This is a genomic window from Pseudomonas sp. 1912-s, assembly GCF_029269205.1.
Lineage (GTDB): Bacteria > Pseudomonadota > Gammaproteobacteria > Pseudomonadales > Pseudomonadaceae > Aquipseudomonas.
The window spans coordinates 299,008-325,146 of sequence record NZ_JARIXR010000004.1; the positions used below are offsets into that span (position 1 = coordinate 299,008).

The window sequence follows — 26,139 nt, forward strand, 5'->3', positions numbered from 1 at the left end:
CGCCGTGTCGGTTCAGGATATTCAGGAACACCCCATCCCCGAATCCGTGCGTGACCAGGCTGTCGCCTGGTTCACCCTGGCGCAATCGGGTGAAATCAGCCCGCAGCAGCAGGAACAGTTGCAACAGTGGCGCCAGGCCGATCCCCAACACGAACGCGCCTGGCAACGCTTCACTACCCTCACCCAACAGTTGCAACGGCGCAGCCAGCAACTGAGCACTCCGCTGGCACGCCAGACCTTGCAACAGACCCGAACCCTGGAGCGTGATCGTCGCCAGGTGCTGAAAATCCTGTTGGGTGCCGGCTTGTTGGGCGGTACCGCCTGGCAGGCCAGCGACAGCTTTTGGATTCAAAGCGCCTTGGCCGACTACCACACCGCCACCGGCGAACGCCGCCACCACACCCTGAGCGACGGCACACAAATCTGGCTTAACACCCGAACGCTGCTGGATGCGCAATACGATGCCCAGGAACGCCGCCTGACCCTGCGTCAAGGCGAAGTCGACATCCTCACCGCCAGCGACCCCGCCCGGCGCCCCTTGTTGGTGTACACGGCCGAAGCGCGCCTGCAACCGTTGGGCACGCGCTTCACTGTGCGACGCGAAGACGATGGCCGCGGAACCCGGGTCGCCGTCAGCAGCGGCCGGGTCGCGGCGAGCCTCAAGGCAGGGGGCGAGGCGCTGGTGGTAGACGCCCACTCACAGGCCTGGATCAGCAGCACTCGCGTCTACCCGGCACAACCGGCCAGCCTGAACGAAACGGCATGGATCGACGGATTCATCGTGGCCGAACGCATGCGACTTGCGGATTTCGCGCAGGAGCTGACCCGCTATCTGCCCGGTATTTTGCGCTGTGAACCGGCAGTCGCGGACTTGCGACTGAGCGGCTCTTACCCGCTGAACAACCCTGGGCAGATCTTCGCAATGCTCGAACAAAGCCTGCCGGTGAAGGTACAACAGCGCACCCGTTATTGGGTCACCCTCACCACGCGATGAGCCTGTCGTGAAAATAAACTGAAAAAAGCGGCAGGTTTTTCATTCTCGTTTGGCTTATGGGCGAATCCCGCTCATTGCAGTGGCGGGAAAGCCCTCCTCCTGACTCCGGAAACCTGCCATGAACGACCGCTCCGCCCCTCGCCCACGCAGCAGCAATCATCGCTGTGCATCAACCCTCAGCCTGGTCCTGTTCAGCGGTGCGGTACTTGCGCAAAGCGTGCTAGCACCGGTCGCCCTGGCGCAAACGGCGGACAGGCAGATCCACTTCGCGGTCGGCGCAGGGCCGCTGGACCAGGTGCTGGGCCAGTTCGGATTGCAAGCATCCATTGCGGTTTCCGCCAACGCGAGCCTGACCGCCGGCAAAAACAGCCCGGGCCTCGAGGGTGCCTACACAGTAGCCCAAGGCTTTGCGCGGATTCTGGCGGGCAGCGGTTACACCGCCGCGCTGCAAACCAACGGCAGCTATGTACTGGTGCCCCAGGCCGAAAGCAAGGGTGCCCTGGAGCTCGGTGCCACCAATATCAATGCCACGGGGCTGGGTGCTACCACGGAAAATACCGGTTCCTACGCCACCGGCTCGATGCAGACCGCCACCAAGCTGCCGCTGTCGCTGCGTGAAACGCCGCAGTCGGTGACCGTCATCACCCGTCAACGCATGGACGACCAGGGCATGCGCAGCCTCGACGATGTGGTGCAAGCCACCCCAGGGCTGCGCATGTCCGCAGCACGGCCGGCTAATAGTGAGTATTTCTCCCGCGGTTTCCCCATCAACAACCTGATGTTCGACGGATTGCCCACCACTTACAACGCCGACTGGGTAGCCGCTGCCGACATGGCGCCCTACGACCACGTGGAAATCGTGCGCGGCGCCACCGGGCTGATGCAAGGTGCAGGCAACCCGTCCGCGGCCATCAACATGGTGCGCAAGCGACCGACGCGGGAGTTCCAGGCCAGCGTCACGGGCAGCGCCGGCAGTTGGGACAATTACCGCTCCGAGCTGGACGTGTCCGGCCCTCTCAACGACAGCGCCAGCGTGCGTGGACGGTTTGTCGGGGCGTATCAGGACAAGGACAGCTTCCAGGATTACGCCGGCCGCGAACGGGGGGTGTTCTACGGCATCAGCGAGTTCGACCTGAGCGACAGCACCACCCTGACCCTGGGAGCGTCGGACCAGAACGATAACAACAACATCAACTGGGGTGGGTTACCGGTCAACAGCGACGGCAGCCATGCCAATTTTTCCCGCGCCAAGACCTTTGGATACAGCTGGAGCCACCAGGACATCGACAACAAAACCGTATTTGCCGAGCTGGATCATCGTTTCGACAATGACTGGCGCCTGCACCTGGCCGCGTCAAAGAACTGGTCTGACTTCGCGCTGACCGGTGCCGTACTGGAACACTACGGCGCTTATCAGCAACGGGTGTTCAACCAGACCCGCAACTACGATCAGTCCACTTATGACGCCTACGCCAGCGGGCCGTTCAGCCTGCTGGGGCGCCAGCATGAACTGGTGGTGGGTGCCAGCAAGCGCCAACTCAAGACCAGCGGCAAGGGCGGCAACATGTTCATTCCAGTGGCCGACATCATCAACTTCAGCCCCCGCAGCGTACCCAAGCCCACTGTGCCGGACAGCTACGACCTGAATGAAAAAGTCGACCAGGAAGGTCTCTACATCACCACCCGCTGGAGCATCACCGACCCGCTGAAAGTCATCCTCGGCGCACGCCTGGACTGGTATGACACCACCTCGATCTACAACCAGATCAATGACGGTTACTACACCAACAGCCAGTACAAGGTCACCCGCAACCTGACGCGCTACGCGGGTGTGATCTATGAACTGGACGAGCACCACTCGGTCTACGCCAGCTACACCGACATCTTCATGCCGCAAAGCGAGATCGCCAACGACAACTCGGTAATCAAGCCGATCGAAGGCAAGAACTACGAAATAGGTATCAAGGGTGAATACTTCGGCGGCGCGCTCAATGCCAGTGCCGCGCTCTTCCAGATCGACCAGGAAAACCGCGCGGCCTTGCTCGACAACCAGTCCCAGTGCGCGCGCAGCAACGACGGTGTGTACTGCTACGAAGCCGCCGGCAAGGTCCGCAGTCAGGGTATCGACCTGGAACTGATCGGCGCCCTGACCCCTGATTGGCAAGTAGGCGCCGGCTACACCTTCGCCCAGGCCAAGTACCGCAAGGACGCCGACCGCACCAAGGAAGGCCGTCTGTTCGACACCGACCTGCCACGCCACATGTTCAAGTTGAACACCGTGTACACCCTGCCAGGGGAGCTGAATCAGTGGCGTGTCGGCGCCAACCTGTATAGCCAGAGCAGCATGTTCAACAAGGGCAGCAACTCCAGTTTCGGCCCTTACCATATCGAACAGGAGGCCTATGCACTGGTGGGATTGATGGTGGGCTACAAGGTCAATCAACACCTCGATACCCGGCTGAACGTCAACAACCTGTTCGACAAAAAGTACTATCAGGGCATCGCCGGCAATAGCACCTGGAGTCCGTATGATGTGTATGGCGATCCGCGCAATTTCTCGGTGACCGCCAAGTACAGCTTCTGACCCGACCTGCGGTGAGAGAGCAGTCTCTCTCACCGCACCGATCAGTTCTTGTAGTCGGTATCGCTGCGCTCCAACTGCCGAATCAGCGCATTCCAGTGCCGCGCCACACCGGGCCCATCCCCGCTCTTGAACACCTCAGCCTGCTTCTCCACCTTGGCCACCACCTCGGCCGGCGGAAAGATCAACTCGGCATTCCCCCCCGCCTGCGCCGCGATCTGGATATTGCACGCCCGCTCCAACCCCTGCAGTTGCTGAAACGCATGCTCCACACTCACCCCCGCCGTCAGCAACCCATGGTTACGCAGGATCATCACACTCTTGTCCCCCAGGTCCGCCACCAGCCGCTCACGCTCGTCCAGGTCAAGGGCCACGCCTTCATACCCATGATACGCCACGCGCCCGGAAAAACCGATGGAGTGCTGGGAGATCGGCAACAACCCGTCCTTCTGTGCCGACACCGCAATGCCGTCGCGGGTATGGGTATGCAGCACCGCTTGCAGGTCGTGGCGGGCGGCGTGGATGGCGCTGTGGATCACGTAGCCCGCGTAGTTGATACCCAGGCCCGTAGGGTCATCGACGATCGTACCGTCGATGTCCACCTTGACCAGGTTGGAAGCGCTGATCTCATCGAACAACAGCCCATAGGCGTTGATCAGAAAATGCTCCTCAGGCCCAGGCACGCGGGCGGAGAAGTGGGTGTAGATGTGGTCGGTCCACTTGTACAAGGCCGCCAGCCGATAGGCCGCCGCCAGCTTGACGCGCACCTCCCACTCTTCCGGAGTAACCCGCTGGCGAACGTTGTTCGAGACACTGGAGATCGAGGTGACGCTGCTCATGGCAAAACTTCCTGGATGGCCTTAAGGACTTCCAGGCAAGCCTAGGGGATGCCAAAAAATAATAAAAAGCACATTTTAATCTAAGCTAATTATTATTTTTTTTCATATCACGCCGCGTTCCGGATCTTGTGCAACGACGTCGCCACCAGCTTGCCAAAGGCATCCACCGGCCCTTGCAGGTTGCCGAGGAAGTGCGGGTAGATCAGCCACAGGTCCATCACTGGCTTGAAATCCTTCAGCGGCATGGCCGCCAATTGATCGCGATGGGCACTGCGTTCCAGCAGCGGGCGTGGCACCAGGCCAAGGCCCAGGCCGTCAGCCACCAGGCCCAGTTGCAGCTCGGTGCCAAAGGTCTCCAGGTTGACCCGCAAGGCCAGGCCCTGGTCCGACAGGGTGCGCTGCAACCCGGCGCGGAAGCCACAGCCATCCGGGTTGAGGATCCAGCCGCTCTGGTACACATCGGCCAGCTTGCACGGCTTCTTCGGCAGCTGGGCCTTGGCGCAGACCACCACCAGTTCCATCTTGCCGATGGACTCGCCAACGATGTTGTCCGGGAAGATCTTGCCCGCCGGGAACAGCGCCGCCGCTGCGTCCAGTTCGCCGCGCTCGATCTTGCCTACCAGTTGGCTGCCCCAACCGGTGGCCACCTGGGCCCGCAGCTCGGGGTATTCGCTGCGCAGGTGCTTGAGGGCATCCAGCAGTACCACGTCGCCGATGGTTTGCGGCACGCCAAGGCGCAGCAGGCCGGTGGGCGGTGCGTCGGTGGCGACCAGTTCGCGCAGGGCGTCCATTTCCCGCAGGATCGAACGGCACTGTTCATACACCCGCGTACCGATCAAAGTAGGCTTGAGCGGCTTGGTGTTGCGGTCGAACAACTCCACCCCCAGCGCCTGCTCGAAGTTCTGCACGCGACGGGTGATGGCCGGCTGGGTCAGTTGCAACGACTCGGCGGCATGGCTGATGGACTGGCAACGAATCACTTCGACAAAGGCATCGATATCGTCAATTTTCATTTGGGCCGCACATAGAGAACAGTCATTAAGATGTGTGAAAAGCATAGTTCCATAAACGGTGGCTGGATAGTCCGCCACCCGATCGATAACGTCTAACGCTATTCAAACCGGTTCTAAATTACTTTCAGCTATAACCTAATCATTAAAAAATAGCATATTAACTATAAACATTATGCTTAGATAAACCCATCACCACGAACCACCCACGATGGAATTGTCATGACCCAGGCCCGACACCCGGAGAGACTCAGAGCATTCATTGGCGCCCTGGCGGAATTGATCGACGGCAACCCTCGCGAAGGTGACCTGCTGCACCGCGGCGGCAAGCTGCTGGCGCAACTGGTGAGCCACGATGACTGGCTGCCGGACGAATTTGCCCAACCCAACCCTGAGCGTTATCAACAATTTCTGCTGCACGCCGATTCGCGCCAGCGCTTCAGCATTGTCAGTTTTGTGTGGGGACCGGGGCAAACCACGCCGATCCATGACCATCGGGTGTGGGGGCTGATCGGCATGCTGCGCGGCGCCGAGTATTCCCAGGGGTTTGAGCGCAACGCCGAGGGCGCCTTGATCCCGGATGGAAAACCCATCCAGCTGGAACCCGGCCAGGTGGAAGCCGTGTCGCCGAAGATCGGCGACATCCATCAAGTCAGCAATGCCTTCGACGACCAGGTGTCCATCAGCATTCACGTGTACGGCGCCAATATCGGTGCCGTGCGCCGCGCCGTGTATCAGCCGGACGGCAGCGAGAAACTGTTTATCTCCGGTTATTCCAACGCCTTTCTCCCGAACATCTGGGATTTGTCCAAAGAGAGCCCTGCCCTATGAGTACTGCATCGAACTGCACCTTCGCCCAGATTCGCCAGGCCCTGTTGGACCATGAAGAAGTCGCCCTCGTGGATGTGCGCGAGGAAGCGCCCTTCGCTGAATCCCACCCGCTGTTCGCCGCGAATATCCCGCTGTCGAAACTGGAGCTTGAGGTGTATTCGCGCATTCCGCGCCTGGACACCCACGTGACCGTGTACGACAACGGTGAAGGCCTGGCGCAGATCGCCGCCCAGCGTTTGGATGCCCTCGGCTACACCCGGGTCAGCCTGCTGGAAGGCGGCCTGGACGGTTGGCGCAACGCCGGCGGCGAATTGTTTATCGACGTCAACGTACCCAGCAAATCCTTCGGCGAACTGGTGGAAAGCCAGCGCCACACGCCGTCCCTGGCGGCTGAAGAAGTCCAGGCATTGCTCGACAGCAACGCCGACGTGGTAGTGCTCGACGCCCGCCGCTTTGATGAATACCAGACCATGAGCATTCCCACCGGCATCAGCGTGCCGGGGGCTGAACTGGTGCTGCGCGCCCGTGAACTGGCACCCGACCCGGCCACCCGCATCATCGTCAATTGCGCCGGGCGCACCCGCAGCATCATCGGCACCCAGTCACTGATCAACGCCGGCATCGCCAACCCGGTGTCCGCCCTGCGCAACGGCACCATCGGCTGGACCCTGGCCGGGCAGACGCTGCAACACGGCCAGGCCCGACGCTTTGCGCCGACCTCAGAAGAACATCGCCAGATTGCCGCCAGGGACGCCCGCCAAGTCGCCGACAAGGCCCGCGTAGGCCGCGCCACCCTCGCCGATCTGCACCGCTGGCAGCAGGAAGCGACACGCACCACTTACCTGTTCGACGTACGCACCCCGGAAGAATTCGAAGCCGGCCACCTGCCCGGCGCGCGCTCTACACCCGGCGGCCAACTGGTACAGGAAACCGATCACGTCGCCAGCGTGCGTGGCGCCCGGCTGGTGCTGGCGGATGACGACGGTGTGCGGGCCAATATGTCTGCGTCCTGGCTCGCGCAACTGGGTTGGGAAGTGCATGTGCTGGATGACCTGCAACCCGCGCACTTCAGCGAGCAGGGAGCCTGGGTCGCCCCGGTTCCGGCACCGCAACAAGCCGAACTGATCAGCCCCTGGACCCTGGCCGAGTGGCAGGCACACGGCGACACCGCGGTACTGGACTTCACCAGCAGCGCCAATTACGTCAAGCGCCACATTCCCGGTGCGTGGTGGGCGTTGCGCGCGCAACTGCCCGACGCCTTGCGCAAGGTGCCCGCCGCCGAACGCTACGTGTTGACCTGCGGCAGCAGCCAACTGGCGCGCCTCGCGGTAGCCGAAGTGGAAGCACTGACCGGCAAGCAAGTGTTCCTGCTGCAGGACGGCACCGCCAGCTGGATCGCCGCACAACTGCCCCTGGAGGAAGGTGAAACCCGCCTTGCCTCGCCCCGCATCGACCGCTACCGCCGCCCGTATGAAGGCACCGACAACCCGCGGGAAGCCATGCAGGCCTACCTCGACTGGGAGTTCGGCTTGGTGGACCAATTGGCCCGCGATGGTACCCATGGGTTCTATGTGATCTGAACCCCACCTGGAGCGAGCCTGCTCGCTCCTCTTCCCATTACCAGCCGACCCCTTCTCCAGGCGGAGGTGACTGAACGCAAGACTTAGCCTGGAGCACGCCCGATGCGCTTTACCCTCGCCCTTTTACTGGCCGCCCTCACCCTGGGTGCGACCTGCCAGGCCGCCGACCTGCAACCCCTGCGGGTGGCCAACCAGAAATCCACCATCAAGGCCCTGCTGGAAGTCGCCGGCGAAACCCGGGATGTGCCCTACGAAATCCAGTGGTCCGAATTCCCCGCCGCCGCGCCGTTGGGCGAAGCACTCAACGCCGGCGCCGTGGACATCGGCGCCCTGGGGGATGCGCCTTATGTGTTCGCCCTCGGTGCCGGTGCACCGTTGAAGGTGGTCAGCATCATCCACGCCGAAGGCCGCAACACCACCGCGCTCATCGTGCCCAAGAACTCCCCGATCCACGACCTCGCCGACCTCAAGGGCAAGCGCATCGTGACCACCCGTGGCTCCATCGGGCACTTCCTGGCGATCAAAGCGTTGCGCAGCGCCGGCCTGTCTACCCACGACGTGCAGTTCATCTTCCTGCTGCCCAGCGAGTCACGCCTGGTACTGGACAACGGGACAGCGGATGCCTGGTCCACCTGGGATCCCTACACCACCGTCGTCACCTCCCAAAGCCAGGCCAGGGTGCTTGCCAGCGGCAACAACCTGCTGAGCAATCACCTGTACCTCGCCGCCACTAGCAAGGCGATCGCCGACAAGCGCGTGCAACTGGATGACTTTGTCGCCCGGGTCGACCGTGCCTACCGCTGGAGCAACGAGCATCCGCAGGAATTCGCCGCGGCCATGGCGAAAATCACCGGCTTGCCGCTGGAGGTGCACGTGGCCGTCGCCAACGCCACCCACATGCAGCCGGTCGCGATTGACGACACGGTGATCAGCGGCCTGCAAACCACCGCCGACATCTACCAGGAAGAAGGCCTGCTGACCAAACACATCGACGTCTCCCAAGGCTTCGACAAGAGCTTCAACGCCAAGCGTGCCCCCCTCACCCAAGCTTCCCGCTAACAGGAGATCGATCATGAGCAAACGCCAACTGAAACTCGGTGCCATGGTGCACGGCGTCGGTCACGGCTGGGGCGAATGGCGCCACCCGCAGGCGCAACCCAATGCCAGCGTCAACTTCGGGTTCTACAAACACCAGACGCAACTGGCTGAAAGCGCGAAGTTCGATTTCGTGTTCATCGCCGACAGCCTGCATATCCATGAAAAATCCAGCCCGCACTACCTCAACCGCTTTGAGCCACTGACCATTCTTTCAGCCCTGGCGGCCCTGACCTCGAATATCGGCCTGGTGGCGACCGTCACCGTCAGCTACACCGAACCGTTCCAGGTGGCGCGCCAGTTCGCCTCGCTGGACCACATCAGCGGCGGCCGCGCCGGCTGGAACGTGGTCACCTCGTGGCTCAGCGGCACCGCCGACAATTTCGGCAAGGCCGAGCACCCGCCCCATGCCGTGCGCTACCGCATCGCCAAGGAGCACGTAAACGTGGTCAGGGGCCTGTGGGATTCCTGGGAAGACGATGCCTTCGCCTACGACAAGCAGAGCGGCGAGTTCTTCACGCCCGGCAAGCTGCACGCGCTGAAGCACAAAGGCGAGTTTTTCTCGGTCAAGGGCCCGCTGAACATCGCCCGCTCGCGCCAGGGCCAACCGGTGATTTTCCAGGCCGGCACCTCCGAGGACGGGCGCAATTTTGCGGCCGAAAACAGCGACGCGATTTTCGTCCACGCCGAGACCTTCGACGAGGCAAAAGCCTACGCCCAGGACCTGAAAAAACGCGCCCGGCGTTTTGGCCGTGCCCCTGATCAGTTGTCGATCCTGCCGGGCATCCGGCCGATTGTGGGCCGCGACGAGGCCGAGGTGGAAAGCCGCTATCAGCAAGCGGTGGACCTGGTAACCGTCGAGGATGCCATCGTCGCCCTGGGCCGGCCGTTCAACGACCACGACTTCAGCCAGTACCCGCTGGACGAACCCTTCCCGGAACTCGGCGACCTGGGTTCCAACAGCCAGAAAGGCGGCTCCGACCGCATCAAGCAACTGGCCCGCGACGAGGGCCTGACCCTGCGGGAAGTGGCCCTGCGGTTCTCCCGGCCCAAGCGGGATTTTGTCGGCACCCCGGAGCAAGTCGCCGACGCGATCCAGACCTGGTTCGAAGCCGGCGCTGCCGACGGGTTCATCATCAATTCACTGCTGCCGAATGGCCTCCAGTACTTCACCGAGCTGGTGGTGCCGGTGCTGCAACAGCGCGGCCTGTTCCGCAGTGAATACAGCGGCGTCACCCTGCGCGACAACCTGGGCCTCGACGTACCGGCCAACCGCTACAGCGCCGCCTTTGAAACCCAACCCACACAGCTCGCCATCTGACCAGGGCACGACCATGACGAACACGATCAAACAGGGACAGTTCAATCGTCGCGGCTTCCTGGGCGCCAGTTCGATTGCCCTGGGCGCACTGGGCCTCGCCTCGCTGGTGCCACGGGCTTTTGCGGGGCCGGCGAAGCTCTCGGACCTGACCCTCGCCGTCGCCACCTACCGTGGCCAGGACTCATATTTCACCGACGACGCCGGCACCTCCGACACCCCCTACAAGGTCGACTACGCCGAGTTTGCCGGCGGCAACCTGATCGTCGAAGCGCTGGCCTCGGGCAGCCTCGACATTGGCGGCATGAGCGAGATCCCGCCGATCTTTTCGATCCAGAGCCACCGCGAACCGAAGCTGATCGCGGTGCTGCAAGGCGACGTGAATAACCAGGTGATCCTGATTCCCAAGGACTCGAAAATTGAATCCATCGCCCAGCTCAAAGGAAAACGTGTGGGCTACGTGCGCTCCACCACGTCCCACTACTTCTTGATCAAAGCCTTGAAGGAACAAGGGCTGACGTTCAACGACATCACCCCCGTGGCACTGACGCCGCAGGATGGTTTCAGTGCGTTCCAGAGCGGCCAGCTGGACGCCTGGGTGATCTACGGGGTGTTTATCCAACTGGCGAAATTCCGCAGCGGTGCCCGGGTGTTGAAAACCGCCCTCGGCTACCTCTCCGGCAACTACCTGATCGGCGCCCGCCCCGCTGCCCTGGAAGACCCGCTGCGCAAACAGGCGATCCAGGATTACCTGCAACGCCAGGCGCGCACCCTGGAATGGATGAACAACAACCCCGAGCCCTGGGCCGAGAAATCAGCGAAGTTGCTGGGGGTGGATAAAGCGGTGTTCCTCGACGTTTACAACAACCGCAGCCAGCCCTACAGCGTGATTGAGGTGAACGACCAGGCCATCGCTTCGCAGCAGGAAGTGGCGGATCTGTTCTTTAACGCCGGGGTGTTGAGCGAGCGGCTGGATGTCAGCCCGTTATGGGATCGGCAGTTCAAGCTGCTGCCGATATAACCCGCCTTCGAAAACGCCGAATAACCCATGTGGGGGCGGGTTTGCTGTGGTGAGGGGGCTTGTCTCCCGATTGATGGGGCTGCTTCGCAGCCCAGCGCGGGGCAAGCCCGATCACCACAACAGGCCCGCTCACCACAGCAAGCCCGCTCCCACATTTTGAACGAGTACACCCATCATGAGCCTTTCTTCTCAACCGTCACTGCGCTCCGTGGAAGTGGCCAATTTCGAAGCCTTGCTGGAACGCCTCGGCAGCCAGCTCGCCGCCACCGCCCACCTTTACGATGAAAGCGGCGCGTTCCCCCATGACAATTTCACGCTGCTGCACCAGCACGGACTGGTCGCCCTGACCGTGCCCAAGGCGCTGGGCGGTGGTGGCGCCAACCTGGCCCAGGCGCGCAAAGCCATCAGCGCCATCGCCAAGGGCGAACCCTCCACCGCGTTGATCCTGGTGATGCAGTACCTGCAACACACCCGCCTGCAAGACAGCAAAACCTGGCCGCCGGCCTTGCGCACCCAAGTGGCCGAAGACGCGGTGCGCAATGGCGCGCTGATCAACGCCCTGCGGGTCGAACCCGACCTCGGCACCCCGGCCCGTGGCGGGCTGCCGGCGACGATCGCACGGCGTACCTCCGCCGGTTGGCGCATCAGCGGTCGCAAGATCTACTCCACCGGCAGCCATGGCCTGACGTGGCTCAGCGTGTGGGCGCGCAGCAGCGATGAAGACCCGCTGGTAGGCGCCTGGCTGGTGCACAAGGACAGCCCCGGCATCAGCATTGTCGAGACCTGGGACCACCTGGGCATGCGCGCCACCTGCAGCCACGAAGTGGTGTTCGATAACGTGCTGGTGCCGTTGGACCATGCGGTCAGCGTCAGCCCCTGGAGCGCGCCGCAGGCGGAACTCGACGGTGACGGGTTCCTGTGGATGTCGGTGTTGCTCTCATCGGTGTACGACGCCGTGGCCCAGGCCGCGCGCGACTGGCTGGTGGACTGGCTGGAACAGCGCAAACCGTCCAACCTCGGTGCGGCGCTGTCGACCTTGCCGCGCTTTCAGGAGACCGTCGGGCATATCGACACCCTGCTGTTTGCCAACCGCAGCCTGCTGGACGCCGCCGCCGACGGGCACACCCCGGCAGCCAATGCCGCGCAAATCAAATACCTGGTGACCGGCAACGCAATCCGCGCCGTGGAGCTGGCCATCGAGGCCTCCGGCAATCCTGGCTTGTCCCGCCACAGCCCGCTGCAACGGCATTACCGCGACGTACTCTGCAGCCGCGTGCACACCCCGCAGAACGACGCCGTGCTGCAAGGTGTCGGCAAAGCTGTCTTCGCTCAACGACAGAAGGAACGCACATGAGCCAGGTGATTATCGCCAGCCAGCTGGACGAAGATTTCAACGCAGTGATCCGCGAGCGCCTGGCCCTCACGCACCCCGGTGCCGAGGTCATCGGTGTACCCGCCGGGGTGCCCAGCGACCTGCCGCCCCAGGCCAATATCCTGCTGGCGCGGCCGATCAATGTGCGTGGCTACACCGCGCCAGACGCCCCGCCACCGGGCTGGCCGTATGGCGTGCAGTGGATTCAGGTGGTGTCGTCGGGCATCGATTTCTACCCCAAGTGGCTGTTCAACGGGCCGCCGGTGAGCACCTCACGGGGCAGCGCCGCCGAGAACCTCGCCGAGTTTGCCCTGGCGGCGATCTTCGCCGCGGCCAAGCATTTACCGGATATCTGGGTGCAGGATTCGCAATGGCAATTCACCGCGTTGCGCCCGCTCAAGGGCACGACGCTGGGAATTCTCGGGTTTGGCGCGATTGGCCGCAGCCTGGCGCAGAAGGCTCATGGGCTGGGGATCAAGGTCGTGGCGTTGCGACAAAGCCAGACGCCGTTTGACGTAGACGGCGTGGAAGCGGCGCGGGATATCCACGACCTGTTCGCTCGCGCTGATCACCTGGTGCTCGCCGCGCCGTTGACCGAGGCCACGCGGCATATCGTGAATCGTGAAGTGCTGGCGAGTGCCAGGCCGGGGTTGCACCTGATCAACATTGCCCGGGGTGGTTTGGTGGATCATGAGGCGCTGCTGGAAGCGCTGGACAGCGGCCATATCGGGCTGGCTTCGCTGGATGTGACCGAGCCCGAGCCATTGCCCGACGGGCATGCGCTGTACGGGCATCCGAGGGTCAGGGTGTCGCCGCATACGTCGGCGATTTCGACCCATAGCCGGCATGATATTGCGGACAGCTTTCTGGGCAATCTGGAAAGGTACCTGGGTGATCTGCCGCTGGAAAACCTGGCCGATACCCAACGCGGTTACTAAGCCCGGCGCGATTAAAAATGTGGGAGCTGGCTTGCTGTGGTGAGGGGGCTTGTCCCCTGTCGGGTTCACTACAGATTGGTGGGGCTGCTTCGCAGCCCAGCGCGGGGCAAGCCCGCTCACCACAGCAAGCCCGCTCACCACAGCAAGCCCGCTCGCCACAGCAAGCCAGCTCCCACATTTGTTTTCTGTTGGCTGAAAAACATCATCAGCCTTACGCATCACAACCTAACCACTACATACCTATTTTTTATAATTAACTTATAACTAATCGGACTTTTACGCCCGGCATTTATACAAATACTGTTACATCCAATACCGACCCCTGACCAGGTGGAGGCCCGACTTTGCCTAAACCGTCAACCACCTCAGGGGTCCATCATGAGTCCTACCGCCGTACCCAATCGCCTGACACTGGCCGTCTCCCTCGCCCTGTTCGGCCTCACTGCCCATGCCGACGACACCGCCCTGCCGGTGGTCAACGTCACCGCCGAGCACCGCAGCGAAGACCTGCAAAAAACCCCGCTGGCGATTTCCGCGTTCGATGAAAAAGCCCTCGAAGACAAGCAGATGAACAGCGTGCGCGACCTCTCGGGCCAGGTACCCAACCTGACACTCAGCCGCCAGTCGATCTCCTACAGCGCCCAGACCTATGGCATCCGCGGCATCGGCGAAACCGACCCGATCCAGGAAGCCGCCGTCGCCGTCTACGCCGATGACCTGTACATCCCCCGCGCCATTTCCTCGATGCTCGACTTCAACGATGTGGAGCGGGTCGAAGTGTTGCGCGGCCCACAGGGCACGCTGTATGGCCGTAACAGCAGCGCCGGCGCGATCCGTGTGATCACCCGCGACCCCAGCCAGGAAACCCGTGGCTTTGTCGAGCTGGGCGCCGGCAACTACGACGCGCAGAACGCACGCCTGCTGATCAGTGGGCCGCTGGTGGACAACGCATTGTTCGGCAGTTTCTCGGCGATTCGCCTGAGCCGCGACGGCACCGTGTCCGACCCGACCCGTGGCAAGGACGTGAACAACGTCGACATCCAGTCTTATCGCGGCAAGCTGCGCTACAAGCCGGTGGATTCGCCCTGGGATGTGCAACTGACCCTGGCCGGCACCTTCGACCGTGGCGACACCACCAGCTACACGCCCTTCGACGCCAACGGGCATTTCGACAAGTTCAAGAGCTACAGCAGCCTCGACCCGAAAAACCGCCTGGACCAGGGCAGCTCGGTGTTGCGGGCGATCTATGCGATCAATGACAACCTGAATTTCAAGTCGGTGACCGCCTATTCGGCGTTCCACCAACCGGTGGATTACGACAACTCAGGGCAAGCCGCGCTGATCCAGAACAACCTGATCCTGTACAAGCAGAACTATGCGACCCAGGAGTTCCAGCTCAACGGCGACTACGACGATTTCAGCTTCAGCACCGGCGTGTACCTGTACCGCGAGAAGTTCGACGCCGACCGCGACAACCTCACCTACTCCATCGCCCGCAACCGGGTGATCGGCCAGGGCCAATACAGCACCACCAACACCGAAAGCTACGCACTGTATGGCCAGGGCACCTACAAGCTCACGCCACAACTGTCGCTGATCGCCGGCCTGCGCTTTACCCGCGAGCACAAGAATTTCGACTTTACCAACTACGCGATCAACACCAACCGGGAAATCACCGGCACCAACTTCACCGCCGAGTCGAGCAAATCCTGGCAATCCACCAGCCCGAAAATCGGCTTCGAATACGCCTGGACCCCGCACCTGAACCAGTACGCCTACGTCGCCAAAGGCTTCAAGGCCGGCGGTTACGACAACCGCGCACCGACCCAGGCCGCCGCCGAACAGGCGTTCTCCCCGGAAGACGTGACCACCTGGGAAACCGGGGTCAAGGGCGACTTCTTCGACCAGCGCCTGCGGGCCAACGTCGCGGTGTTCTACAACGACTACAAGGACCTGCAAACCAACGCCTATGACCCGGCGCTGGGCGTGAGCCTGCGCACCAACGTTGGCCGCGCCCACACCTACGGCGTGGAGCTGGAAACCCTCACCGCCCTGAGCCGCGACCTGCAATTGACCGCCAACGTCGGCTACCTGCAAAGCAAGTACGACGACTTCCAGAACGCCAGCGGTGCCGGGGTGGATGCCAACGGCAAGCAACTGGTGTTCTCGCCGCGCTGGAACGCCAGCCTGGGCCTGAACTACACCATTCCTGCCGGGTTGCCCGGCACCTGGCTGGCGGGCACCGATGCGCAGTTCCAGACCAAGTCCTATGCCAACGCGCTGAACGACGACATCCAGGAAATCCCGCAACAGACCTTCTGGAACGCCAACACCCGCTACATCAGCGGCGACGGTCACTGGACCACCACCCTCGCGGTGAAAAACCTGCTGGACCGCGCCTACCCGCAGTCGGTGGGCTACGTGCCCTCAAGCGGCGCCCGCTACTACTCGGTCAACGACCCGCGAACCCTGTTGCTGACCGTGCGCTACGACCTCTGACGCTACCCCTCCAAAAGCACCGCTATCTCAAGGAGCGAATCATGGCTTTTACCCGCAGGGAACTGATTTCCCGTATTGCCGCCGTGGGCGGTTATTCCGCCGCTGTCAGCGCACTGGGCGCACTGGGGCTGACGCCTCAGGCAGTGGCATCGAGCTTTACCCCGCTGCAATTGGGCAGCACCGGCAAGGGCAAGAACGTGGTGGTGGTCGGCGCCGGGATCTCCGGGCTGGTCAGCGCCTACGAGCTGCGCAAGGCCGGTTTCAACGTGACGATCCTGGAGGCCCGCGACCGGGTGGGCGGGCGCAACTGGACGCTGCGCCGTGGCACCAAAGTCGACTTCGACGACGGTGTCAGCCAGACCGTCGACTTTGACGCCGGGCAGTTTTTCAATGCCGGCCCGGCGCGGATTCCCAGCCACCACCAGACGATTCTCGGCTACTGCCGCGAGCTGGGGGTGGAGCTGCAAGTGCTGGTCAACAGCAGCCGCAACGCCCTGGCCCGCCCCGATACCCAGCAACCAGCGTTTCAACTGCGCCAGGCGGTCAACGACACCCGTGGCCAGCTCTCGGAACTGCTGGCCCGTACCGTCAGCCGCAAGGCCCTGGACCAGGACCTGAGCGTGGACGACCGCAAGGCCCTGCTGAGTTTCCTCAAGGTGTACGGCGACCTCAACGGCGACCTGCAATACAAGGGCTCGGTGCGTTCCGGCTACACCCGGGTGCCCGGTGCCGGTGATCAAACCGGCGTGACCCGCGCCCCGCTGGAGCTGCAAACCCTGCTCAATCCCAATCTGTGGGGCGCGCTGGTGTTCGACGAAATACCGGAGTTTTCCTCCACCATGTTCCAGCCGGTGGGTGGCATGGACCGCATTCCGTATGCCTTCTACGAGCACCTCAAGGATGCGGTGCGCTTCAACGCTGAAGTCAGTGATATCCAGACCTCAGAGCAAGGCAGCCGCATCAGCTACCGCGACCGCCTCAGCGGCAAGACCCAGACCCTGAGCGCCGACTACGCCATCGTCACCGTGCCGTTGCCACTGCTGGCCAAGCTGCCGAGCAACTTCACCGCGCCGTTCAAGCAGGCGATCCAGACCGCGCAAAGCGACCAGGCCAACAAGGTGGCGTGGCAGGCACCGCGTTTCTGGGAAACCGACTTCAACATCTACGGCGGCCTGTCGTACCTCGACCATGAAGTCAAAGGGTTGTGGTACCCCAGCGACCGTCTCAACAGCGCCCAGGGGATTCTGGTGGCGGCCTACAACACCAGCGAGTCGGCCCAGGCTTTCAGCAAAAAAGCCCTGGCCGAACAGTTCGCTTCTTCACGCCAGGCGGTGGAGCTGTTGCACCCCGGCCACAGCGCCAAACTGCAAAAACCGGTGGCGATCAACTGGTCGAAAGTCAGCTACAGCAAGGGCCCGTGGATCGTCAACGACGAGGTTGGCGAGAGTGCCTATCGCCTGCTCAACGAGCCCCAGGGCCGTACTTACCTGGCCAGCGACGCCCTCGCCCACGGCGGTGTCGGCATCTGGCAGAACAGCGCCGCCGACTCCGCACGGCGCATCGTCTCGCTGATCGGCCGCCATGCCGAACGCCAGCAACCGGGCGTTGCCGCCTGAACCTTCTCACTCAAGGAATGAACTGATGAAAACTCTTTTTGCAGGACTGCTGATGACCGCCACCACCCTCGCCGCCCACGCCGATGAGATCAAGCGCGTGCCGCTGCCCAACTCGAACTTCCCGATCTCGCTGGCGGTGTCGGTGCCACCGCAAACCGAGCTGCTGTTTGTCAGTGGATTGCTGGCTGATGTGCACGACCCCAAGGCACCGAAAGACTCGTTTGCGGCCTATGGCGACACGGCGATCCAGACCACGTCGATCCTCAACAAGCTCAAGGGCGTACTGCAAAGCCAGGGTCTGGATCTGGGGGATGTGGTGCAGTTGCGGGTGTTCCTGGTAGGTGATCCGGCCAAGGGCGGCAAGCTGGACTTCGCCGGTTTGCAGGAAGGCTACACGCCGTTCTTCGGCAGTGCCGAGCAACCGAAAAAGCCGGCGCGCACTGCCGTGCAAGTCGTCGCGTTGCCGTTGCCCGGCGGGCTGGTAGAAATCGAAGCGGTTGCCGCGCGCAAACGCTGATCCCCCGGGCATCGCAAATAACCTGTTCGGCTTGGGTATCTCTGTGGCGAGGTGCTTTCTGTGGTGAGGGGGCTTGTCCCCCGTTGGGCTGCGAAGCAGCCCCAAACCAGGCGCCCACGTTTGCCTGGTAGAACTCGGTGCGCTTATTGGGGCCGCTTCGCAGCCCAACGGGGGACAAGCCCCCTCGCCACAGGACAAGCCCTCTCCTTCCACAGGGCAAGCAACATCTGAGACCAAGGAGCTTCACTCTCATGCATAGCCGTCCCTTATTGCTGCCGCTCTCGCTGGCGTGCGGCCTGGCGTCCTTCGGCGTCGAATCCGCCGAAGACCGCTCCCCCACCCTCGACACCGTGGTGGTCACCGGCAACCGTGGCGCCGAACAACGCACGGTCACCACCAGCCCTACACCGATTGATGTGATCAGCGGCGAGCAGCTGCGGGCGGTGGGCAAGCCGAGTCTGCTGGAGGCATTGGGCAAGCTCATTCCGTCCTTCAACCTGCCGGACCGCGCCGGCTGGGATGCCAGTGGCGTGGTGCGTTCAGCCACGCTGCGCGGCCTCACCGCCTCCCACGTGCTGGTGCTGGTCAACGGCAAACGCCGGCACACCAGCGCCACCCTGAACATCAACGGCATCAACAGCGGCGCCGCCCCCAGCGACCTGGACCTGATCCCGGTGGCTGCCATCGACCATGTGGAAGTGCTGCGCGACGGCGCCGCCGCCCAGTACGGTTCGGATGCGATTTCCGGGGTGATCAATATCATCCTCAAGCAGACCACCGGCGGCAGTTCCGACACCACCCTGGGCCAGAACTACGACGGCAAGCGCGGCACCGGCCAGGAGGCGCTGAATTATGGCTTCCAGGTGGGCGAAGCCGGGGTGCTCAACGTGTCCCTCGACACCCGCTACCAGGAGCGCGACAACAAGGCCGGCAGCAACGGCTACAGCAGCCATTACTACCCGCTGGCCGATGGCTCCCCCGACCCGCGCGAAGCCACCTCCAGTCACCATACCTACAAAGGCTATGGTTCGCCCCGCAGCCAACTGGCCGATGTGGCGTACAACCTCGACCTGCCGCTGAACGATGACCTGACGCTGTACTCGTTCTCCACCCTGGCCACCCGGGAGAACAACGACGGCCAGAACTTCCGCCTGCCCAATGGCCGCAACACCATCACTACCGGGCCCAATGGTTACCCCGACGGCTACAGCCCGTACTGGCTGGTCAACGAGACCGACTTTCAATCGGCCTTCGGTGCCAAGGGCAACGACCTCGGCGGCGGCTGGGCCTGGGACTTGAGCAGCACCTACGGGCGCAACTACGCCAAGCAGCGCACCTACGACAACCAGAACCCGTCCCTGGGTGAAAGCACGCCGAACACGTTTACCTCCGGCATCTACATTGCCGATCAGCTCACCACCAACCTGGACCTGAAAAACAACTACGAGATCGGCCTGGCCAAGCCGTTGGACGTGGCGTTCGGCCTGGAGCACCGGCGCGAAAGCTACGAGACCCGCGCCGGCTCCGAGGCCTCGTATATCGATGGCGGCTACGTGTTCCCGGCGGGCCATCCGCGGGCCGGGCAGCGCCCCGATCCGGGGGCTCAGGTCACCAACGGTATCCGCCCGGAAGACGCGCAAAAGATCAGCCGCAACAGCCTCGCCAGCTATGTGGACCTGGGTTTCTACCCCACCGAACAGTGGTACGTCGGCGTGGCCGGGCGCTACGAGCATTACAACGAAGGCGTCGGCGGCACCCGCAGTGGCAAGCTCAGCACCCGGTATGCGTTCAACCCGGTGTTCGCCCTGCGCGGCACCGTGAGCAACGGCTTTCGCGCGCCGTCACTGGCCAACGAGATCTTCACCGCGCGCTCCACCGGGTTCGACACCATCAACGGGGTGTACCAGTCGTATAACTACGTGATCCTGCCGGTGGATTCCGCCGGCGCCCAGGCACTCGGCGCCAAGTCACTGAAGCCGGAGCGTTCGACCAACTTCAGCCTCGGTTTCGCCGTGACTCCAAGCGACGACCTGAGCCTGACGGTGGACGGTTACGTGATCAACCTGCGGGACCGCCTGGTGCTCAGCGAACGCTTCCAGGGCCCGGGCATTGCGGCGCTGCTGGACGGCATCGGCGTACCGGCCACGGCGGGCGCACAGTACTTTACCAATGGCGCCAACACCCGCACCTCCGGCGTGGACGTGGTGGGCAACTACCGGCAAAACCTCGACCGCTACGGCTCGGTGAAATGGACGGCGGCGCTGAACTACAACCACACGCAAATCCTCAGCGTCAACGACACTCCGGCGCAGCTCGCCGCCCTGGGCAACTTTCAGTTGATGGGCCGCCAGTCGCGGGCGCTGATCACCAAGACCTCACCCAGCAGCAAGATGATCTTCTCTGCCGACTGGGCGATCCACGACTTCGACGTCAACCTGCGCCTGACCCGCTACGGCACCTACACCGAGGTCAACAGCTCCAGCGATCCGAGCCTGGACCGCACTTATTCGGCCAAGTGGATCACCGACCTCGACGTGGCCTACGCCATCACCCGGCAACTGACCGTAGCGGTGGGTGCGCAGAACCTGTTCGACAAATACCCGGATCACATCGGCGTGAAGAACTCTTCTTTCGGCGACAACTGGGGCAGTTATTCGCCGTTCGGGTTTACCGGCGGGTATTACTACAGCCGGGTGCAGTACGCGTTCTGATTTAGCAACCGCCGGCCAGGCGTTCACGCAGAAACTCGATCAACGCCTGCACCGGGCGCGAGCTCTGGCGGTGCTGGGGGTACACGGCGGAAAGGGTCAGGGACTCGGGCGCGAAGTCTTCCAGCAGTGTCACCAGCCGGCCGTCCTGCAGGGCTTGGGCGACGATAAAGTTCGGCAGGTAGGTGATGCCCAATCCTGCGATCGCGGCTTCGCACAGCAACTCACCGTTGTTGACCCGCATACGCCCGCTGACGTTGCGGGTGTGGGGTTTGCCGTCAACCTTGAAGTGCCATTGCACCTGGCGGCCATGGCCGTAAGGCAGGCATTCGTGGTCGGCCAGGTCGTCGGGGCGTTGCGGTATACCGTGGTGCGCCAGGTAATCCGGGCTGGCGCAGTACACGCGTTGCACGCTGGCGATGCGCCGGGCGATCAGGGTCGAGTCTTCGAGGATGCCGATGCGCAGCACCAGGTCGTAGCCTTCGCTGATCAGGTCTACCGGGCGGTCGCTGAGGTCCACTTCCACGGTGACGTGAGGGTGGCGTTGCAGGAACAGCGGCAACAGGCTGCCCAGGTGTGCCATGGCGAACGACAGCGGCGCGCTCAGGCGAATGGTGCCACGGGGGTCGGTGTTTTGCCCGGCGATACCCTGCTCCACTTGCTCGACTTCACTGAGCAGGCGCAAGGCGGATTCGTAGTAACTCTGGCCCAGGGGCGTGACGTCCAGGCGGCGGGTGGAGCGGTTGAGCAGGCGTACGCCCAGGCGCTCTTCCAGCTGGATCAGGCGACGGCTGACAAATTGCTTGGACAGCCCAAGGTGTTCGGCGGCGGCGGTAAAGCTGCCGGATTCCATGACCTGTCAAAACAGGCGCATGTCTTCGAAGGGGTTCATTGTCGCTTCTCGGTGGACGCTGAAGCTCTTTATAACCGGGTTGTCGCATCACCACCAATCAAATATCGATACCCCTGTGGCGAGGGAGCTCCCTCGCCACAGCAAGCTCCCTCGCCACAAGGAGGTTGCTTCGGCCCTGAGGTTACTTGGCCGCCAGTGCCGAGTAGCTGTTCATCAGGTTGCGATAGTTGGGAATGCGCGGCGACAGCAGGTTGGCCAGGCCTTCCATGTCGTTGCGCCAGTCCACCTGCAGCTCGCAGGCCACCGAGAACCAGTTCACCAGCTGTGCACCGGCCGCCGTCATGCGTGCCCACGCCGCCTGTTGCACGGTTTCGTTGAAGGTCCCCGACGCGTCGGTGACCACAAACACTTCAAACCCTTCAGCCAGGGCCGACAACGTCGGGAAGGTCACGCACACGTCAGTCACGACCCCGGCGATGATCAGTTGCTTGCGGCCGGTGGCTTTCACTGCCTTGACGAAGTCTTCGTTGTCCCACGCGTTGATCTGGCCAGGGCGCGGGATGTACGGCGCGTCCGGGAACAGCTCTTTCAGCTCCGGCACCATCGGGCCGTTGGGGCCGCTTTCGAAGCTGGTGGTGAGGATGGTCGGCAGCTTGAAGAACTTGGCCAGGTCCGCCAGGGCCAGCACGTTGTTCTTGAACTCGTTGGGCGAGAAATCCTGCACCAGCGAAATCAGGCCGGTCTGGTGGTCCACCAGCAGCACCACGGCGTCATCTTTGTTCAGGCGTTTGTAAGTCATGGGAACACTCCTTTGGGGGTTGATTCAGAAGGCAAAACACGAGCAGCCAAACGCGCCCCAGAAACCCTGGAAGTCGCTGACCGGTACGCTCGAGAGACGCGCCCGTTCATGGCTATGGGAATGCACGCCACACGGGCCGCTGCACTGGTGCACCTGGGCCTGCAGCGTTGAGGTCGGGCGCCAGTGGCCCGGTACCTTGACCACCGGCGACCAGTCCGGCAGCACCGGCACACTGGGTGGCGCAAAATGTTCAAAGTCGCCGGCGCCGTACACCACCTTGCCGCCGACCACGGTCAATACCGATTCGATCCACTTGATGGCTTCTTCGTCGACGCTGAAGAAGTCCGCCGACAGGGCCGCCACGTCTGCCAACTGGCCGACCTTGATCTGGCCCTTCTTGCCCTGCTCCGACGAGAACCAGGCGCTGCCGTGGGTGAACAGTTCCAGGGCGGTCAGGCGGGGCAAGCCTTCGGCGTGCAGCTCCAGGCCGCCGACGGTGCGGCCGCTGACCATCCAGTACAGCGAGGTCCAGGGGTTGTAGCTCGACACCCGGGTGGCGTCGGTGCCGGCGCCCACCGGCACGCCCTCGGCGAGCATGCGCTTGATCGGCGGCGTGGCCTCGGCCGCCTTGGCACCGTAGCGCTCCACAAAGTACTCACCCTGGAACGCCATGCGGTCCTGGATCGCGATGCCGCCGCCCAGCGCCCGCACCCGCTCGATGTTCTGCGGGGTGATGGTTTCGGCGTGATCAAAGAACCACGGCAGGCCGTTGAACGGGATGTCGCGGTTGACCTTCTCGAACACGTCGAGCATGCGCGAGATCGATTCGTTGTAGGTGGCGTGCAGGCGGAACGGCCAGCGCTGTTCCACCAGGTGGCGCACCACCGGTTCCAGTTCCTGCTCCATGGTCAGCGGCAGGTCCGGGCGCGGTTCAAGGAAGTCTTCGAAGTCGGCCGCCGAGAACACCAGCATCTCGCCGGCGCCGTTGTGGCGCAGGTAGTCGTCGCCCTGGTGCAGGGTCACGCTGCCGGTCCAGTTCTTGAAGTCGCTGAGTTCTTCCTTGGGCTTCTGGGTGAACAGGTTGTAGGCGATGCGCACGGTCAGTTGCTCGTCCTTGGCCAACTGCTCGATCACCGCGTAGTCATCGGGGTAATTCTGGAAACCGCCGCCGGCGTCGATGGCGCTGGTCAGCCCCAGGCGGTTGAGTTCACGCATGAACTGGCGGGTGGAGTTCACCTGGTATTCCAGGGGCAGTTTCGGGCCCTTGGCCAGGGTCGCGTAGAGAATCATCGCGTTGGGGCGCGCCACCAGCATGCCGGTGGGGTTGCCGTTGCTGTCGCGTACGATCTCGCCGCCGGGCGGGTTCGGTGTGTCCTTGGTGTAGCCGGCCACGCGCAGGGCGGCGCGGTTGAGCAAGGCCCGGTCATACAGGTGCAACACAAACACCGGCGTATCGGGGGCGGCCTGGTTGAGCTCGTCGAGGGTGGGCATGCGTTTTTCGGCGAACTGGAATTCGTTCCAGCCGCCCACCACCCTCACCCACTGCGGCGTGGGCGTGCGGTCGGCCTGGTCCTTGAGCATGCGCAGGGCATCGGCCAGGGACGGCACGCCTTCCCAGCGCAGTTCAAGGTTGTAGTTCAGGCCGCCACGGATCAGGTGCAGGTGCGAGTCGTTGAGGCCGGGGATGACGGTGCGGCCCTTGAGGTCGATGACCTGGGTGCCACTGCCCCGCAGGGCCATGGCTTCGCCGTCGGTGCCCACCGCGACAAAGCGCCCCTGGTGGATAGCGACTGCGGTGGCGCGGGGGTTTTCACGGTCCACGGTGTGGAACTGGCCATTGAACAGAATCAGATCAGCGTTCATAGGGTTTCCTTTACAGAGGCTTCAAGCCAGGGAGCGAACAGGCGGGTGGCCGCCGGCATCAGCAGGTACACCACCAGTACGACGATGGTCACGGTGACCAGAAAGGTGGCAACGATGTAGTTGGACAGGAACGGATGCAGCCGCAGGACCGGGCCCCAGATGATCGGCACCAGCAAGGTCAGCGGCAGGATCACCAGCAGCGTGACCACCGCCTGTTTCCAGCGCGGCGGCTTGGCAGCGGTATCGGCCTGGGGCGAGAACCAGAACTCGTTCACCGCGCCGACTTCGGTCTGGTCGCCATCGGCCAACATCGGTGCGGCTTCGTTGATCAACGCCAGGCGCTGCGGCGAATCGAGCCAGCGCTCCAGGTCATCGGTGGAGCGGTAACGCAGCACGCAGGTGAACAGGGCGAGGCCGCCCTGCTTGCTGCGCACCACGTCGACGCCGAGGTGGCCCGGGCGCTCGCCGGCGATACGCACGATGCGCCGTAGCCAGGCTTCATAATCGGCTTCGCGGCCGGGTTTGATGCGGTGTTTGACCACCAGGGTGACCACCTCGTCCGGCCCGCCTTGCTGCGTTGCTGAGTCCATCGTGCTCCTCCCCTGAATACGTGAGCGATGGGCGCAGTGTGGGGTGTGGCGCTGGGTAAAAATTGGATGTACGTGCTCTGTTAAAGCGCCCGGGACATGTGTTCGCCAATGCGTGATCGCAACCAGCGCTCCGCCGGATCGTTGTCGTGCACCCCACTCCACACCATCGACAGCTCTGCGGCATCGATGGTGAATGGCGGGTCCTCGGCCCTTAATGCACTGCCTTGCGTCAATGCGCACGCGGCATAATCGGGCACCGTCGCAATCATCTCGCTGCCGGCCAGCAGGGCCCGCAATCCACTGAATTGCGGCACCGCCAACACCACTCGCCGGGCCCGGCCGATCCGTGCCAGGTCCAGGTCGATATTGCCGCTCAGGTCACCGGAAAACGAAACCATGGCATGGGGCCGTGAACAGTAGTCATCCAGGGTCAACGGCTCAGGCCGATCGTCGCCCCGCAGGACCTTGCACGGAATATCCCGCAGCTTCTTGCGCTTGGCGTTGGCCGGCAGCTCGGTGGTGTAGCTGACCCCCACGGAGATCTCGCCACTGGCCAACAACGCCGACATCAGCAAGTAATTCGCACGCCGCACGACCACGATGATCCCCGGTGCCTCTTCGCGCAGCTGGCTGAGCAACAGGGGAAACAACCCGAACTCGGCGTCATCCGACAGCCCTATGCGAAACACCGCGCAACTGGTGGAAGGGTCGAAGTCCTTGGCGCGACTGACCGCGCCGGAAATGATGTCCATGGCCGGTTGCAACTCCTTGAGGATCGCCACGGCCCGTGGCGTGGGCTCCATGCCGCGCCCATTGCGCAGCAGCAGCGGGTCATCGAACAGGTCGCGCAACCGGCCCAGGGCCGCACTCACCGCCGGCTGGCCCATGAAGAGTTTTTCGGCCACCCGGGTCAGGTTCTTTTCGAACATCAGGGCCTCGAAAATCACCAGCAGGTTCATGTCGACACGGCGCAAGTCGTTGCGATTCATAGGGTTTCCCGGGAGGTGAGGACCCCGTCAGCTAACCACGTTCAAGGCATGTGCAATTGCATGCCTGTGCTGTCTTTTTTCCGCAGTCACCTGGCGAAATTAACAACGATTAACTCGCCAGCCAGA

The 26,139-nt window shown here is 63.0% G+C and carries 20 protein-coding genes; 13 read left to right on the top strand and 7 right to left on the bottom strand.

The window, feature by feature from the left end; all coding sequences use genetic code 11:
- Nucleotides 1–4 precede the first annotated feature (4 nt).
- Nucleotides 5–994 carry a FecR domain-containing protein gene (locus tag P3C29_RS07855; RefSeq protein WP_275964240.1) on the top strand — a complete coding sequence of 330 codons (990 nt, stop codon included), beginning with the start codon at nt 5–7 and terminating at the stop codon, nt 992–994.
- 118 nt (nt 995–1,112) lie between these two features.
- Nucleotides 1,113–3,578 (top strand): TonB-dependent receptor, encoded by a 2,466-nt coding sequence (locus P3C29_RS07860; protein ID WP_275964241.1) that lies wholly within the window; start codon nt 1,113–1,115, stop codon nt 3,576–3,578.
- Between the two features lie 41 nt (nt 3,579–3,619).
- On the opposite strand, the gene P3C29_RS07865 is transcribed toward P3C29_RS07860, so the two are convergent.
- Both P3C29_RS07865 and P3C29_RS07870 read right to left on the bottom strand, forming a co-directional pair.
- Nucleotides 3,620–4,414: a class II aldolase/adducin family protein gene (locus P3C29_RS07865; protein WP_010171950.1), complete on the bottom strand. Its 795-nt coding sequence runs from the start codon at nt 4,412–4,414 to the stop codon at nt 3,620–3,622.
- A gap of 107 nt (nt 4,415–4,521) precedes the next feature.
- A complete protein-coding gene (locus P3C29_RS07870; protein ID WP_010171952.1) occupies nt 4,522–5,427 on the bottom strand; it encodes a LysR family transcriptional regulator in 906 nt (301 codons plus the stop codon).
- A gap of 219 nt (nt 5,428–5,646) precedes the next feature.
- Here P3C29_RS07870 and P3C29_RS07875 point away from each other — a divergent pair, with 219 nt between their 5' ends.
- From P3C29_RS07875 to P3C29_RS07925, 11 genes are all read left to right on the top strand, one after another.
- Nucleotides 5,647–6,255, top strand: coding sequence for a cysteine dioxygenase (locus P3C29_RS07875; RefSeq protein ID WP_010171955.1), 609 nt, complete (start codon nt 5,647–5,649; stop codon nt 6,253–6,255).
- Nucleotides 6,252–7,835 (top strand): rhodanese homology domain-containing protein, encoded by a 1,584-nt coding sequence (locus P3C29_RS07880; RefSeq protein ID WP_275964242.1) that lies wholly within the window; start codon nt 6,252–6,254, stop codon nt 7,833–7,835. The genes P3C29_RS07875 and P3C29_RS07880 overlap by 4 nt, the downstream gene beginning before the upstream one ends.
- Before the next feature lie 102 nt (nt 7,836–7,937).
- Complete coding sequence (locus P3C29_RS07885) at nt 7,938–8,894, top strand: ABC transporter substrate-binding protein (RefSeq protein WP_275964243.1); 957 nt, start codon at nt 7,938–7,940, stop codon at nt 8,892–8,894.
- A 13-nt stretch (nt 8,895–8,907) separates the two neighbouring features.
- Entirely contained in the window at nt 8,908–10,251 is a 1,344-nt protein-coding gene (locus P3C29_RS07890; RefSeq protein WP_275964244.1) for an LLM class flavin-dependent oxidoreductase, read from the top strand.
- 13 nt (nt 10,252–10,264) lie between these two features.
- Nucleotides 10,265–11,269 carry an ABC transporter substrate-binding protein gene (locus P3C29_RS07895; RefSeq protein ID WP_010171963.1) on the top strand — a complete coding sequence of 335 codons (1,005 nt, stop codon included), beginning with the start codon at nt 10,265–10,267 and terminating at the stop codon, nt 11,267–11,269.
- A gap of 175 nt (nt 11,270–11,444) precedes the next feature.
- Nucleotides 11,445–12,623, top strand: coding sequence for an acyl-CoA dehydrogenase family protein (locus P3C29_RS07900; RefSeq protein ID WP_010171965.1), 1,179 nt, complete (start codon nt 11,445–11,447; stop codon nt 12,621–12,623).
- Nucleotides 12,620–13,579 carry a D-isomer specific 2-hydroxyacid dehydrogenase family protein gene (locus tag P3C29_RS07905; protein ID WP_201124540.1) on the top strand — a complete coding sequence of 320 codons (960 nt, stop codon included), beginning with the start codon at nt 12,620–12,622 and terminating at the stop codon, nt 13,577–13,579. The genes P3C29_RS07900 and P3C29_RS07905 overlap by 4 nt, the downstream gene beginning before the upstream one ends.
- A gap of 378 nt (nt 13,580–13,957) precedes the next feature.
- The gene (locus P3C29_RS07910; protein ID WP_275964245.1) at nt 13,958–16,078 is read left to right on the top strand and encodes a TonB-dependent receptor; all 2,121 of its coding nucleotides are present in this window, start codon (nt 13,958–13,960) and stop codon (nt 16,076–16,078) included.
- A gap of 41 nt (nt 16,079–16,119) precedes the next feature.
- Nucleotides 16,120–17,694 (top strand): FAD-dependent oxidoreductase, encoded by a 1,575-nt coding sequence (locus P3C29_RS07915; protein WP_275964246.1) that lies wholly within the window; start codon nt 16,120–16,122, stop codon nt 17,692–17,694.
- 25 nt (nt 17,695–17,719) lie between these two features.
- Nucleotides 17,720–18,211 (top strand): RidA family protein, encoded by a 492-nt coding sequence (locus P3C29_RS07920; RefSeq protein WP_201124542.1) that lies wholly within the window; start codon nt 17,720–17,722, stop codon nt 18,209–18,211.
- 251 nt (nt 18,212–18,462) lie between these two features.
- Nucleotides 18,463–20,922, top strand: coding sequence for a TonB-dependent receptor (locus P3C29_RS07925; RefSeq protein WP_010171974.1), 2,460 nt, complete (start codon nt 18,463–18,465; stop codon nt 20,920–20,922).
- 1 nt (nt 20,923) lies between these two features.
- Here P3C29_RS07925 and P3C29_RS07930 read toward each other — a convergent pair whose 3' ends face one another.
- The 5 genes from P3C29_RS07930 to P3C29_RS07950 form a co-directional block, all read right to left on the bottom strand.
- Nucleotides 20,924–21,772 (bottom strand): LysR family transcriptional regulator, encoded by an 849-nt coding sequence (locus tag P3C29_RS07930; protein ID WP_275964247.1) that lies wholly within the window; start codon nt 21,770–21,772, stop codon nt 20,924–20,926.
- Between the two features lie 181 nt (nt 21,773–21,953).
- Nucleotides 21,954–22,571 carry an isochorismate family cysteine hydrolase YcaC gene (ycaC, locus tag P3C29_RS07935; protein WP_010171978.1) on the bottom strand — a complete coding sequence of 206 codons (618 nt, stop codon included), beginning with the start codon at nt 22,569–22,571 and terminating at the stop codon, nt 21,954–21,956.
- A gap of 24 nt (nt 22,572–22,595) precedes the next feature.
- On the bottom strand, nt 22,596–24,434 hold the full coding sequence (locus tag P3C29_RS07940; RefSeq protein WP_010171980.1) for an amidohydrolase: 1,839 nt from the start codon (nt 24,432–24,434) through the stop codon (nt 22,596–22,598).
- Entirely contained in the window at nt 24,431–25,024 is a 594-nt protein-coding gene (locus tag P3C29_RS07945; RefSeq protein WP_201124545.1) for an antibiotic biosynthesis monooxygenase, read from the bottom strand. The genes P3C29_RS07940 and P3C29_RS07945 overlap by 4 nt, the downstream gene beginning before the upstream one ends.
- 80 nt (nt 25,025–25,104) lie before the next feature.
- Nucleotides 25,105–26,013, bottom strand: a complete 909-nt coding sequence (locus P3C29_RS07950) for a LysR family transcriptional regulator (RefSeq protein ID WP_201124546.1) — start codon at nt 26,011–26,013, stop codon at nt 25,105–25,107.
- Between the last annotated feature and the right edge of the window lie 126 nt (nt 26,014–26,139).